Source organism: Pseudomonas sp. Pseusp9 (genome assembly GCF_059491265.1).
This window is the reverse complement of sequence record NZ_CP168500.1, coordinates 4,577,125-4,590,750: the sequence shown is the minus strand read 5'-3', so window position 1 is coordinate 4,590,750 and position 13,626 is coordinate 4,577,125. Positions and strand designations below refer to the sequence as shown.

Annotated in this window: 11 protein-coding genes; 6 read left to right on the top strand and 5 right to left on the bottom strand. The window is 60.6% G+C overall.

The window, feature by feature from the left end; all coding sequences use genetic code 11:
• Positions 1–8: 8 nt before the first annotated feature.
• Positions 9–626 (top strand): bifunctional phosphoserine phosphatase/homoserine phosphotransferase ThrH, encoded by a 618-nt coding sequence (gene thrH / locus ACEN8E_RS20740; RefSeq protein WP_495589665.1) that lies wholly within the window; start codon positions 9–11, stop codon positions 624–626.
• A gap of 105 nt (positions 627–731) precedes the next feature.
• Here thrH and pabB read toward each other — a convergent pair whose 3' ends face one another.
• The 4 genes from pabB to rloA all read right to left on the bottom strand — a co-directional run bounded on the left by pabB (position 732) and on the right by rloA (position 5,356).
• Positions 732–2,075 (bottom strand): aminodeoxychorismate synthase component I, encoded by a 1,344-nt coding sequence (pabB, locus tag ACEN8E_RS20735; protein ID WP_495589664.1) that lies wholly within the window; start codon positions 2,073–2,075, stop codon positions 732–734.
• Between the two features lie 217 nt (positions 2,076–2,292).
• Positions 2,293–3,279: an alpha-L-glutamate ligase-like protein gene (locus ACEN8E_RS20730; protein ID WP_495589663.1), complete on the bottom strand. Its 987-nt coding sequence runs from the start codon at positions 3,277–3,279 to the stop codon at positions 2,293–2,295.
• Positions 3,279–4,814, bottom strand: a complete 1,536-nt coding sequence (gene rloB, locus ACEN8E_RS20725; RefSeq protein ID WP_495589662.1) for an osmotic stress tolerance membrane protein RloB — start codon at positions 4,812–4,814, stop codon at positions 3,279–3,281. Before rloB ends, ACEN8E_RS20730 begins: the two co-directional genes overlap by 1 nt.
• Positions 4,815–4,819: 5 nt before the next feature.
• Positions 4,820–5,356 (bottom strand): retropepsin-like aspartic peptidase RloA, encoded by a 537-nt coding sequence (gene rloA, locus ACEN8E_RS20720; protein ID WP_413422009.1) that lies wholly within the window; start codon positions 5,354–5,356, stop codon positions 4,820–4,822.
• Between the two features lie 297 nt (positions 5,357–5,653).
• On the opposite strand from rloA, the gene ACEN8E_RS20715 reads away from it, so the two are divergent.
• The 5 genes from ACEN8E_RS20715 (at position 5,654) to prpF (ending at position 12,600) form a co-directional block, all read left to right on the top strand.
• On the top strand, positions 5,654–6,373 hold the full coding sequence (locus tag ACEN8E_RS20715) for a GntR family transcriptional regulator (RefSeq protein WP_008017617.1): 720 nt from the start codon (positions 5,654–5,656) through the stop codon (positions 6,371–6,373).
• Positions 6,370–7,260: a methylisocitrate lyase gene (prpB, locus tag ACEN8E_RS20710; RefSeq protein WP_008061726.1), complete on the top strand. Its 891-nt coding sequence runs from the start codon at positions 6,370–6,372 to the stop codon at positions 7,258–7,260. Before ACEN8E_RS20715 ends, prpB begins: the two co-directional genes overlap by 4 nt.
• A 168-nt stretch (positions 7,261–7,428) precedes the next feature.
• Positions 7,429–8,556: a bifunctional 2-methylcitrate synthase/citrate synthase gene (gene prpC / locus ACEN8E_RS20705; protein WP_495589661.1), complete on the top strand. Its 1,128-nt coding sequence runs from the start codon at positions 7,429–7,431 to the stop codon at positions 8,554–8,556.
• A 196-nt stretch (positions 8,557–8,752) separates the two neighbouring features.
• Entirely contained in the window at positions 8,753–11,347 is a 2,595-nt protein-coding gene (gene acnD, locus ACEN8E_RS20700) for a Fe/S-dependent 2-methylisocitrate dehydratase AcnD (RefSeq protein ID WP_495589660.1), read from the top strand.
• Between the two features lie 62 nt (positions 11,348–11,409).
• A complete protein-coding gene (gene prpF / locus ACEN8E_RS20695) occupies positions 11,410–12,600 on the top strand; it encodes a 2-methylaconitate cis-trans isomerase PrpF (RefSeq protein ID WP_495589659.1) in 1,191 nt (396 codons plus the stop codon).
• Positions 12,601–12,663: 63 nt separating this feature from the next.
• Here prpF and ppsR read toward each other — a convergent pair whose 3' ends face one another.
• A complete protein-coding gene (gene ppsR, locus ACEN8E_RS20690) occupies positions 12,664–13,482 on the bottom strand; it encodes a posphoenolpyruvate synthetase regulatory kinase/phosphorylase PpsR (RefSeq protein WP_008048584.1) in 819 nt (272 codons plus the stop codon).
• Between the last annotated feature and the right edge of the window lie 144 nt (positions 13,483–13,626).

Genomic DNA, 13,626 nt, shown 5'->3' with positions numbered 1-13,626 from the left:
AGTGTCTTGTGGAAATTGCCTGTCTGGATCTTGAAGGTGTGCTGGTCCCGGAAATCTGGATCGCCTTCGCCGAAAAAACCGGGATCGAATCCCTCAGGGCCACCACCCGGGACATTCCCGACTACGACGTGCTGATGAAGCAGCGCCTGCGGATCCTCGACGAGCACGGCCTGAAACTCGCCGACATTCAGGAAGTGATCGCCACGCTAAAGCCGCTGGACGGCGCCATCGAGTTCGTCGACTGGCTGCGCGAGCGTTTCCAGGTGGTGATCCTGTCGGACACCTTCTACGAGTTCTCCCAGCCGTTGATGCGCCAACTGGGCTTCCCGACCTTGCTCTGCCATCGTCTGATTACCGACGACAGCGGGCGAGTCACGGGCTATCAACTGCGTCAGAAAGATCCCAAGCGTCAGTCGGTCCTGGCCTTCAAGAGCCTCTACTACCGGGTGATCGCGGCAGGGGATTCCTACAACGACACCACGATGCTGGGCGAGGCCGATGCCGGGATTCTGTTCCACGCGCCGGACAATGTGATTCGCGAGTTCCCGCAGTTCCCGGCGGTGCACACGTTTGAAGCGTTGAAGCAGGAGTTCATCAAGGCCTCCAACCGGACCCTGACCTTGTAATCACATCCCCTGTAGGAGCGAGCCTGCTCGCGATGGTCGTCAACGATAACGCGGGGCACCAGACAGCCCGCGTCGTCCGTTGCACCATCGCGAGCAGGCTCGCTCCTACAGGTTTTGCAGTGTTTCCAGCAGAATTTTTACCTTGGTGATCGACTCCTGGTACTCAGCCTGCCACTCCGAGTCCGCGACAATCCCGCCGCCGCCCCAGCAACACACCTGCCCGTCCTTGACCAGCAAACTGCGGATGGCGATTGAGCTGTCCATCTCGCCGCGCACGTCCAGGTAAAGCAACGAACCGCAATACAGTCCGCGTCGGGTGGGCTCCAGCTCATCGATGATCTGCATGGCGCGAATCTTTGGCGCGCCAGTGATCGAGCCGCCAGGGAAACTGCCGGCGATCAGGTCCAGGGCGTCGCGGTCATCCGCCAGTTCTCCGGTGACGCTGCTCACCAGGTGGTGCACGTTCGGGTAACTTTCCAGACTGAACAATTCCGGCACCCTTACCGAACCGGTGCGGCAGGTACGACCGAGGTCATTGCGCAGCAGGTCGACGATCATCAGGTTTTCCGCGCGGTCCTTGGGGCTGGCCAGCAGTTCGGCGGCGTTCGCGGCGTCTTGCTCGGGCGTCAGACCCCGAGGTCGAGTGCCCTTGATCGGGCGGGTTTCCACGTGGCGCTGGCTGACTTTGACGAAGCGTTCCGGCGACAGGCTGAGTACGGCATTGCCGTCGGGCAGGCTCTGGAAGCCGGAAAAAGGTGTCGGGCACGCAGCGCGTAGCGCGCAATAAGCGGCCCAAGGGTCACCCAGGCAAGGCGCACGAAAACGCTGGGCGAAGTTGACCTGATAACAGTCGCCGGCCTGAATGTATTGCTGGATGCGCTCGATTGCCTGTTGATACTCGTCAGCGCTCAAATCGGCAGTCATCGGGGTGAGCAGTTTGAATGGAGCGACCACCTCCGCTGCAGGCTGGCTGAACAGGTCGATCAGGCGCTGACGTTCGCTGTCGGGCAGCGTCGGGTGGAACACCAACTGGCTGGTCAGCGAAAGGTGATCGCTGATCAATGCCCAGCCGTACAGGCCGAAACGCGCGTCAGGCAGTTGCAGGTCGTCCCGCGCCTGGCTCGGCAGGCGCTCCAGATGCCGGCCGAAGTCGTAACTCAGGTAGCCGATCAAGCCACCGGCAAACGGCAACTCATAAGGTGCCGGCAGAGTGGCTTCGCCCAGGCGTGTCAGGTTATCGCGCAGGCGCTGCAGGAAGGTGTCGCCACTTTCGTCGGGCGATACCGTCAGTTGATCCAATGGCCAGGCGCTGAGCAGGTCATAACGACCGCGGTCGGCACTCGGGCGGCCACTGTCGAGCAGCACGGCACCGGGCGCATGGCGAATCGCCGCGAAGTATTGGGCGGGGTTGGCGCGATAGGGCAGCGGGTGTACGGAACAGGTCAGCATGGGCGAAGGAGATCAGCCATCGAGGCGGGGTGGCGATTGTAGTCCCCTCGGAGAATTGCTCCTAGAGGGGATTGGATACTGTAGGAGCGAGCTTGCTCGCGAAAAACTCTGGATAACGCGGGCAGTCAGGCAGCACGCGTCATCGTTGACGTCCATCGCGAGCAAGCTCGCTCCTACAAGAGATCGGCGTCAGTTCATCGCGAGCAGGAGAAGGGGATCAACCCACAACGGCGGGAATATGCCCAAACATCTCCTGCACGAACGCCACGCGCTCTTCGACCGTTTCGGTCACGCCACGTGCCTTGAGGTCTTCCAGTCGTGCTTCCACCGCATGAGTGCGCGACGTCAGCCCGCAGTCATTGGCAATCTGGATATTCAGCCCCGGCCGGGCGTTGAGCTCAAGAATCAGCGGGCCTTTTTCCTGGTCCAGGACCATGTCGACACCGATGTAGCCCAAACCGCACAACTCGTAACAGCCAGCGGCAAGTTTCATGAAACCGTCCCAGTAGGGCAGTTGCACGCCATCCACGGCATTCGTGGTGTCCGGGTGTTTGTTGATGATGTTGTTCAGCCAGGTGCCGCGCAGGGTCAGGCCGGTGGCCAGGTCCACACCAACGCCGATGGCACCCTGGTGCAGGTTGGCCTTGCCATTGGACTGGCGCGTCGGCAGACGCAGCATGGCCATCACCGGGTAGCCCAGCAAAACAATGATGCGAATGTCCGGCACGCCTTCGTAACTGATGCTCTTGAAGATCTGGTCCGGAATCACGCGGTACTCGATCAGCGCCCGGTCACGGTGACCGCCCAGGGAGTACAGGCCGGTGAGGATGCTGGAAATCTGGTGCTCGATTTCTTCGTGGCTGATGATCCGGCCGGATACCGTGCGATAGCGCCCTTCAAAGCGGTCGGCGATGACCAGGATGCCATCGCCGCCTGCGCCCTGGGCCGGCTTGATCACAAAGTCACTGCGCCCGCCGATGATCTCTTCGAGATTGTCGATTTCCTTCTCGGTGGAAATCACCCCGTAGAGTTCCGGCACGTGAATGCCGGCGGCGATGGCGCGCTCTTTGGTGATGATCTTGTCATCGACGATCGGGTACAGGCTGCGCTTGTTGTACTTGAGCACATAGTCTGCGTTGCGCCGATTGATCCCCATGATGCCCCGGGCTTCCAGGGCCTTCCAGGTCTTCCAGAAGCCGAACATCAGGCGTCAGCCTTTTTCAGGAAGGCCTTGAAGCGCACCAGTTCGGTCAGGCGATAGCCGCGATAACGACCCATGGCCAGCATGAAGCCCACCAGGATCAGCAGGATTGCCGGGAAGGTGAACACGAAGTACACCAGTTCCGGCACGGTCATGATCAGGTGTGCCAGGGATGCGGCGAACAGTGTGCCAATCGCCACTTTCATGGCATGGCCGCCGCCCCGTTCTTCCCAAGTGATCGACAGGCGTTCGATGGTCATGGTCAGGATCACCATCGGGAACAGCGCCACCGACAAGCCGCGCTCCAGGCCGAGTTTATGGCTGAACAGGCTGATCGCCGCTATCAACACCACCACGAACGTCAGCACCACCGACAGCCTTGGCAGCATTTGCAGCTTCAGGTGTTCGAGATAGGAGCGTAGCGACAGGCCCAGCGCCGTGATGATGGTAAACAGCATGATACCGAAGCCGAGTTGGGTTTCGCGGAAGGCCAGGGCGATCAGCACCGGAGTGAAGGTGCCCAGGGTCTGGATGCCGATCAGGTTGCGCAGGATCAGGATCACCAGCACGCCGATCGGGATCATGACCATGATCATGAACGTCTGCTGGGTTTGCAGCGGCAGGCCGTACAGCGAGTACTCGAGGAAGTTGGCGTCGGTGTTTTCGTCGGTCAGCTTGGCCAGGCGAATGGCGTTCATTTCACTGTTGTTCAGGCTGAAAGTCACGTTGGCTTTCTTGCCACCGTCGACGGTGATCAGGTTTTCGTCGCCGGTCCACCACAACAGGCGGTCGGACGGCAGGCCCTGTTCACCGGTTTCCGGGTTGAAGTACAGCCAGTCGGTACCGTTGAAGCTGCGCAGCCACAGTTCCGGCAGTTGCGGCTGGTCGGCCACCAGGCGAATGGTGTGGACCTTCTCGATCGGCACATGGGCGACGGACAGCAGCAACTCGACGATTTTTGCCTTGTGCGCGGTGGATGGATCACCGGCCAGCAACAGTTTGACGTTGTCGTCGTTGAGGTTGTTGACCCGCTTGATGGCTTCGCCGACGAAGGTTTCGACGTCGGCCGAGTGCTGGCGAATCGGTGCGAGCAGGGCCTCGGCGGCGATTTTTTCCGGGCCTTCGATGGTGATGCTGTCGCGGAAAGTCGGGCCTTTGATCTTGGCTTTCTCGCCGGAGTAACGCTTGGTCAGCACCAGGCGGTAATACAGCGTCTGATTGCCTTTGGCCCGGCGTGCCGACCAGGTGACCTTGCGATTGCCGTCGACCCGGTTCACCGCCACGCCGTAGTTATTGGAGATGAAGCTCTCGTTGAGGCTGACGAAGTCGCGGCTCAGCGGTGGCACGAACATCTGGATCTTGACCGGGTCCTTGGCACTGGCGACGAACTCGACCTTGGCGTCGATGTTCCACAAGTCGTCAGTGGCGTCTTCGGTTACCGGAATGCCCAGCACGAAAATCTGGTAGGCCGTAACTGAAATGCCCAGCACCACCAGGATGGCGATCAGCAGTTTCAGATGAAGGGTAAGAGAGCGCATTTGAATTACTCGGCGGTATAAGCGTCGGTGGTGCAGGCGGGTTTGCCGGCAGCATATTTAAGGCTGGGGTCAACCAGTGCATCGAAGCGCTTGAGCGCTTCGGAGCCAATCAGTAGCGGGTATTGGAAGGCACTGCGGTCGGTCAGGTTCACTTCGATGCTGCGCAGGGCCGAGCCCATGCAGATATCCAGTTCGATCACCGGACGGGCGGTGTACTTCTTGCCTTCCTCCGGGTCGTAGTCGCCGGCCCGGCGCTTGATCTTGCTGACACGGGCCAGCGGGCGTTCGATCGGGTGCGAATGGGCGGCGTCGATGGCCAGGTAAAAGCGCACCCACGACTCGCCGTTGCGTTTGAAGCGTTTGATATCCCGTGCGCTCAGAGACGCGGTTTTCGCCCCGGTGTCGAGTTTGGCCGCCACTTCCAGATCAATGCCATTGAGTGACGCGTACTCATTGAGGCCATACACGGTCTTTTCCCCGGCCATTGCGTAGCCGGGCAGGCAAAGTAAATAAAGGAAAGCAGGGAAGGGCTTGAGTCTCATAAATCCTGGTGCGCAGCGGTCCGACTTGATTCAAGGCCCTGGCATCGCTGCGCAAGCTCCCTCGTATGCCTATCAGGGTTTTATGACAGGCAGTGCAGATGTGACAAACAAATGCGGCCGGCATTCTAGCACGGTGGATTGCTGGCGCCAGCGCTGGCGGGTGGCTATAAACCGTGAGGCTGCTTCGTTATGGTGCAACCGGTTATCAGAAGATTGTCGACAATATCGATTTATCCTTTGACTGCGCTGCCTGTATTCGTTAGTTTTTGCGGCATTGGCTCACAAGGTGTCGACAATATGCTGGATCAACTCGATCCCCCGGTTTTAGCGCAAGACGATACGGAGACCCTGTCCGAGAACGTCTTCCGTCGCATTCAGGCGGCTATCGTCAAAGGCGAGATCGCGCCGGGCAGCAAAATCTCCGAACCGGAGCTGGCGCGCACCTATGGCATCAGCCGTGGCCCGTTGCGCGAGGCCATCCACCGTCTGGAAGGCCAGCGTCTGCTGGTTCGCGTGCCGCATGTCGGCGCGCGGGTGGTGTCGCTCAATCACGCCGAGCTGCTTGAGCTTTACGAAATCCGGGAATCCCTGGAAGGCATGGCCTGTCGCCTGGCCGCCGAGCGCATGAGCGTCGAGGAAATCGATGAATTGCGTCGGGTCCTGGAAACCCACGAGCGCGATGAGGCGTTCCAGGCCGGTAGAGGCTATTACCAGCAGGAAGGCGATTTCGACTTCCATTACCGAATCATCCAGGGCAGCGGCAACCGCACGCTGACCCAAATGCTCTGCGGCGAGCTCTATCAACTGGTGCGCATGTACCGCATCCAGTTTTCCACCACGCCCAATCGCCCGCACCAGGCGTTCGCCGAGCACCACCGTATTCTCGATGCCATTGCCGACCGTGACGGTGAGCTGGCCGAGTTGTTGATGCGTCGTCACATCGGCGCCTCCAAACGCAATATCGCCCGTCACTACCAGGACGGCGTTAACCCGACAGCCAAACGAGGTGAGTCATGAGTTTGAACAAGAGCACACCAGGCCAGCGTTTCCGCGATGCGGTCGCCAGCGAACATCCACTGCAAGTGGTCGGCGCGATCAACGCCAACCACGCGCTGCTGGCCAAGCGCGCCGGTTTCAAGGCGATCTACCTGTCGGGTGGCGGGGTGGCTGCCGGCTCCCTCGGCGTGCCTGACCTGGGCATCACCGGTCTGGATGACGTGCTGACCGACGTGCGCCGTATCACCGATGTTTGCGACCTGCCATTGCTGGTGGACGTGGACACCGGTTTCGGCTCCTCGGCGTTCAACGTCGCTCGTACTGTCAAATCGATGATCAAGTTCGGTGCAGCGGCGATTCACATCGAAGACCAGGTCGGCGCCAAGCGTTGCGGTCACCGTCCTAATAAAGAAATCGTGACCCAGCAGGAAATGGTCGACCGCATCAAGGCGGCCGTCGATGCGCGTACCGATGACAGCTTCGTGATCATGGCCCGTACCGATGCCCTGGCGGTGGAAGGTCTGGAGTCTGCCCTGGATCGCGCCGCCGCGTGCATTGAAGCCGGTGCCGACATGGTGTTCCCGGAAGCCATCACGGAGCTGGAAATGTACAAGCTGTTCGCCAGCCGTGTGAAAGCGCCGATCCTGGCCAACATCACCGAATTCGGCGCAACGCCGCTGTACACCACCGAGCAACTGGCCGCTGCCGATGTATCGTTGGTGCTGTACCCGCTGTCGGCGTTCCGCGCCATGAACAAGGCGGCCGAAAACGTCTACACCGCGATCCGTCGCGATGGCACGCAACAGAACGTCATCGACACCATGCAGACGCGCATGGAGCTTTACGATCGCATCGACTACCACACCTTTGAGCAGAAGCTCGATGCGTTGTTTGCCGCGAAGAAATAATTGTAGGAGCGAGCCTGCTCGCGATTGTCGTTAACGATGACGCGGGTAAATTGGTACCCCCGTGGTGTTTGGTCCACCATCGCGAGCAGGCTCGCTCCTACAGGGTCGGCGTGAACCCGGCCCATAAATTTGCCGATTCCCTAACAAATTAAAAGATTGGAGACAGCAATGGCCGAAGCAAAAGTACTCAGTGGCGCCGGGCTCCGTGGCCAGGTAGCCGGGCAAACCGCACTGTCCACCGTGGGTCAGTCGGGTGCCGGTCTGACTTATCGTGGTTATGACGTTCGTGAACTGGCGGCTGACGCGCAGTTCGAAGAAGTCGCCTACCTGCTGCTGTACGGCGAGCTGCCGAGCAAGGCACAGCTGAGCGCCTACATCGCCAAGCTGAGCAAGCTGCGTGACCTGCCGCAAGCGCTGAAAGAAGTGCTGGAACGCATCCCCGCCGACGCCCACCCGATGGACGTGATGCGCACTGGCTGCTCGTTCCTGGGCAACCTGGAACCCGAGGCGAATTTCTCCGAGCAGCATGACAAGACCGACCGTCTGCTGGCCGCCTTCCCGGCGATCATGACTTACTGGTATCGCTTCAGCCACGAAGGCAAGCGCATCGACTGCGTGAGCGACGAGCCGTCCATCGGCGGCCACTTCCTGCACCTGCTGCACGGCAAGAAACCGAGCGAGCTGCACGTCAAGGTGATGAACGTTTCGCTGATCCTCTACGCGGAGCACGAGTTCAACGCCTCGACCTTCACCGCACGTGTTTGCGCATCGACCCTGTCCGACCTGTTTTCGTGCATCACCGCAGCCATCGGCTCGCTGCGCGGCCCGCTGCACGGCGGTGCCAACGAAGCGGCGATGGAAATGATCGAGCGTTTCTCGTCGCCGGAAGACGCGATCAAAGGCACCCTCGGCATGCTCGAGCGCAAGGACAAGATCATGGGCTTCGGCCACGCGATCTATAAGGACAACGATCCACGCAACGAGGTGATCAAGGGCTGGTCGAAGAAGCTCGCTGACGAAGTGGGTGACAAGGTGTTGTTCCCGGTGTCCGAAGCCATCGACAAGACCATGTGGGAGCAGAAGAAGCTGTTCCCGAACGCCGACTTCTACCATGCCTCGGCGTACCACTTCATGGGCATCCCGACCAAGTTGTTCACACCGATTTTCGTCTGCTCGCGCCTGACCGGCTGGGCCGCCCACGTGTACGAACAACGTGCCAACAACCGCATCATCCGTCCAAGCGCCGAGTACACCGGCGTTGAGCAGCGCAAGTTCGTACCAATCGAACAACGCTGAATGGTGGAGGTCGGCACCGGGATCTGAAATCAACGCAGATCCCTGTAGGAGCGAGCTTGCTCGCGATGGAGTGTCATTCACATTGGTGTCGACTGATACACCATCGCGAGCAAGCTCGCTCCTACAGTGGAATGCATTGGCTTCGAAACCAGTGCCAGGCCCCACCTTTTGTAACTACCGTGACCGAGTCCTGACGATGAACACACAATTCCGTAAATCGCTGCCCGGCAGCCACCTGGATTACTTCGATGTCCGCGCAGCGGTCGAGGCGATCCAGCCTGGCGCCTATGACACCCTGCCGTACACCTCCCGCGTGCTGGCGGAAAACCTTGTGCGTCGCTGCGACCCGGCCACGCTCACCGAATCCCTGAAGCAATTCATCGAGCGCAAGCGCGACCTCGACTTCCCGTGGTTCCCGGCCCGCGTGGTGTGCCACGACATTCTCGGCCAGACCGCGCTGGTCGACCTCGCCGGCCTGCGTGACGCCATCGCCCTGCAGGGCGGTGACCCTGCGCAAGTCAACCCGGTGGTGCCGACGCAGTTGATCGTCGACCACTCCCTGGCTGTCGAGCGTGGTGGCTTCGATCCGCAGGCGTTCGAGAAGAACCGCGCCATCGAAGACCGTCGCAACGAAGACCGCTTCCACTTCATCAACTGGACCAAAAAGGCGTTCAAGAACGTCGACGTGATCCCGCCGGGCAACGGCATCATGCACCAGATCAACCTGGAGAAAATGTCTCCGGTGATCCAGGTGCGTGACGGCGTTGCGTTCCCTGACACCTGCGTCGGCACCGACAGCCACACCCCGCACGTCGATGCGTTGGGCGTGATCGCCATCGGTGTCGGTGGCCTGGAAGCCGAAAGCGTGATGCTCGGCCGCGCTTCCTGGATGCGTCTGCCGGAAAGCGTTGGCGTCGAACTGACCGGCAAGCTGCAACCGGGTATCACCGCCACCGACATGGTGCTGGCGCTGACCGAGTTCCTGCGCAAACAGAAAGTGGTCGGTGCCTGGCTGGAATTCTTTGGCGAAGGTGCTTCCGCGCTGACCCTCGGCGACCGCGCAACCATTTCCAACATGGCCCCGGAATACGGCGCCACCGCGGCGATGTTCTACATCGACCAGCAGACCATCGACTACCTCAAGCTCACCGGCCGTGAAGACGAGCAGGTGCAGTTGGTCGAAAACTACGCCAAGCAGACCGGTCTGTGGGCTGACAGCCTCAAGGGCGCGCAATACGAGCGCGGCCTGACCTTCGATCTGTCGTCGGTAGTACGCAATATGGCCGGCCCGAGCAACCCGCACGCCCGTGTCGCGGTTTCGGATCTGGCGGCCAAAGGCATCTCCGGCAAGTGGGAAGACGTACCGGGCCAAATGCCCGACGGCGCGGTGATCATCGCGGCCATCACCAGTTGCACCAACACCAGCAACCCGCGCAACGTGATCGCCGCCGGCCTGCTGGCGCGCAATGCCAACAAGCTCGGGCTGACCCGCAAGCCATGGGTCAAGTCGTCCCTGGCGCCGGGCTCGAAAACCGTGGCGCTGTATCTCGATGAAGCCGGCCTGACCGATGAGCTGGAGCAGCTCGGTTTCGGCGTCGTGGCTTTCGCCTGCACCACTTGCAACGGCATGTCCGGCGCACTGGACCCGGTGATCCAGCAAGAGATCGTCGACCGCGACCTGTACGCCACGGCGGTATTGTCCGGCAACCGTAACTTCGACGGGCGGATTCACCCGTACGCCAAGCAAGCGTTCCTCGCCTCGCCACCACTGGTGGTCGCGTATGCAATTGCTGGCACCATCCGTTTCGACATCGAAAAAGACGTACTGGGTGTGGTCGACGGCAAGGAAATCCGCCTGAAAGACATCTGGCCGAGCGACGAAGAAATCGACGCCGTGGTCAAGGCGTCGGTGAAGCCGGAGCAGTTCCGCCAGGTGTACATCCCGATGTTCGCCATCCACGAAGACACCGGCCCGAAAGTCGCGCCGTTGTACGAGTGGCGCGAGATGAGCACCTACATCCGCCGTCCGCCGTACTGGGAAGGTGCACTGGCCGGCGCGCGTCCGCTCAAAGGCATGCGCCCGCTGGCGGTGCTGCCGGACAACATCACCACCGATCACCTGTCGCCGTCCAACGCCATCATGCTCGACAGCGCCGCCGGCGAATACCTGGCGAAAATGGGCCTGCCGGAAGAGGATTTCAACTCTTACGCGACTCACCGTGGTGACCACCTGACCGCGCAGCGCGCGACCTTTGCCAACCCGAAACTGTTCAACGAAATGGTTCTGGAAAACGGCAAGGTCAAGCAGGGCTCGCTGGCCCGTGTCGAGCCGGAAGGCAAAGTGATGCGCATGTGGGAAGCCATCGAAACCTACATGGATCGCAAGCAGCCGCTGATCATCATCGCCGGTGCCGACTACGGCCAGGGTTCGTCTCGCGACTGGGCGGCCAAGGGCGTACGTCTGGCGGGTGTGGAAGCGATCGCCGCCGAAGGTTTCGAACGCATCCACCGCACCAACCTGGTAGGTATGGGCGTGTTGCCACTGGAGTTCAAGCCAGGCACCAACCGCCACACCCTGGCCATCGACGGTAGCGAAACCTACGACGTGATTGGCGACCGCACTCCGCGTGCCGAGCTGACACTGGTGATCCATCGCAAGAACGGCGAGCGCGTCGATGTGCCGGTGACCTGCCGCCTCGACACCGCCGAAGAAGTGTCGATCTACGAGGCCGGCGGCGTGTTGCAACGCTTCGCCCAGGACTTCCTCGAAGAATCGGCGGCTGCCGTTTAATACAGGCTGTACCGACACGGGACCTTGGGTCCCGTGTCTCATTTCAAGGAGTAACGAGCACCATGGCTCATGCACCGCAAATCAAGATTCCTGCTACCTACATGCGTGGCGGCACCAGCAAAGGCGTGTTTTTCAGCCTGAAGGATTTGCCTGAGGCAGCCCAGGTTCCCGGCCCGGCCCGCGATGCCTTGCTGTTGCGCGTGATCGGCAGCCCCGACCCGTACGACAAGCAAATCGACGGCATGGGCGGCGCGACCTCCAGCACCAGCAAAACCGTGATCCTGTCGAAAAGCATCAAGGCCGATCACGACGTCGACTACCTGTTCGGCCAGGTGTCCATCGACAAGCCGTTCGTGGACTGGAGCGGCAACTGCGGCAACCTGTCGGCGGCGGTCGGTTCGTTCGCCGTCAGCAATGGCCTGGTGGACGCCAGCCGCATCCCGCACAACGGTGTGGCGGTGGTTCGCGTGTGGCAGGCCAACATCGGCAAGACCATCATCGCTCATGTACCGATCACCAACGGTGAAGTGCAGGAGACCGGCGATTTCGAGCTCGACGGCGTGACCTTCCCGGCGGCCGAAGTACAGATCGAGTTCCTCGATCCGGCGGCGGAAGAAGAGGGTGGCGGCGGTTCGATGTTCCCTACCGGTAATCTTGTGGACGACCTGGAAGTGCCCGGTGTCGGTACCTTCAAGGCAACCATGATCAACGCCGGGATCCCGACGATTTTCGTCAATGCCCAAGACATCGGCTACACGGGCACCGAGTTGCAGGGCGCGATCAATGGCGACCCGAAAGCCTTGCAGATGTTCGAAACCATCCGCGCTTACGGCGCATTGCGCATGGGCCTGATTTCGAACGTCGACGAAGCGGCCAAGCGCCAACACACGCCGAAAGTGGCCTTCGTGGCCAAGCCGGCGGATTACGTGGCTTCCAGTGGCAAGGCGATTGCCGCAGGGGATATCGACCTGCTGGTGCGCGCACTGTCCATGGGCAAGTTGCACCACGCGATGATGGGGACGGCGGCAGTGGCGATCGGTACGGCCGCGGCGATTTCTGGCACGTTGGTGAACCTCGCTGCCGGCGGTGTCGAACGCAATGCTGTGCGCTTCGGTCACCCGTCCGGCACCTTGCGCGTCGGCGCCGAGGCCAGTCAGGTCAACGGCGAGTGGACCGTGAACAAGGCGATCATGAGCCGCAGTGCGCGGGTATTGATGGAAGGCTTTGTGCGGGTGCCGGGGGATTCTTTCTAAGATCTCCCAAAAAACTGTGGGAGCGAGCCTGCTCGCGAAGAGGCCCGCTCAAACACCGGAGAGCTACTTGAACCGTCGCTCCACACCTTTCTCCACGAGAATCTTCGCGGAAATTTCTTCCACGGAAAAATGCGTGGAGTTGATGTTCGGGATGTTTTCGCGGCGGAACAGGTTTTCGACCTCGCGCACCTCGAACTCGCACTGGGCGTAGCTCGAATAGCGGCTGTTGGGTTTGCGTTCGTTGCGAATCGCCGTGAGGCGGTCCGGGTCGATGGTCAGGCCGAACAGCTTGTGCTGGTGGGCGCGCAGGGCGCTTGGTAATTGCAGGCGTTCCATGTCGTCTTCGGTCAGCGGGTAGTTGGCCGCGCGGATGCCGAATTGCATCGCCATGTACAGGCACGTCGGCGTCTTACCACATCGCGACACGCCCACTAGTATCAGGTCGGCCTTGTCGTAATAGTGCGTGCGGGCGCCGTCGTCGTTGTCGAGGGCGAAGTTAACGGCCTCGATACGCTCCATGTAGTTGGTGTTGGCGCCGATGGAGTGGGACTTGCCCACGGTGTAGGAAGAATGTTCGGTCAGTTCCTGTTCAAGTGGCGCCAGGAACGTCGAGAAGATATCGATCATGAAACCATTCGAGGTTGCGAGAATCTCACGAATGTCCTGATTGACGATGGTGTCGAAGATGATCGGACGGAAGCCGTCGGTTTCGGCGGCCTTGTTGATTTGTTGTACCATGGCCCGCGCTTTGTCCACGTTGTCGATATACGGCCGCGTGACTTTGCTGAAGGTAATGTTTTCGAACTGCGCCAGAAGGCTTTGACCCAGAGTTTCGGCGGTAATGCCGGTACCATCGGAGATAAAGAAAGCAGATCGTTTCATTTGCACCTTGGGCCTTAAGCTAGTAACGAATCTTGGATATGATAGGCGCGATTTGCCGGCCGCCGATGGCCCGCATTCTCACTTATTTTCCAGGTCCAGGCCATACAGCTGGCAAACGCTCCCCCGAGCAGCCGGTGTCTGAGC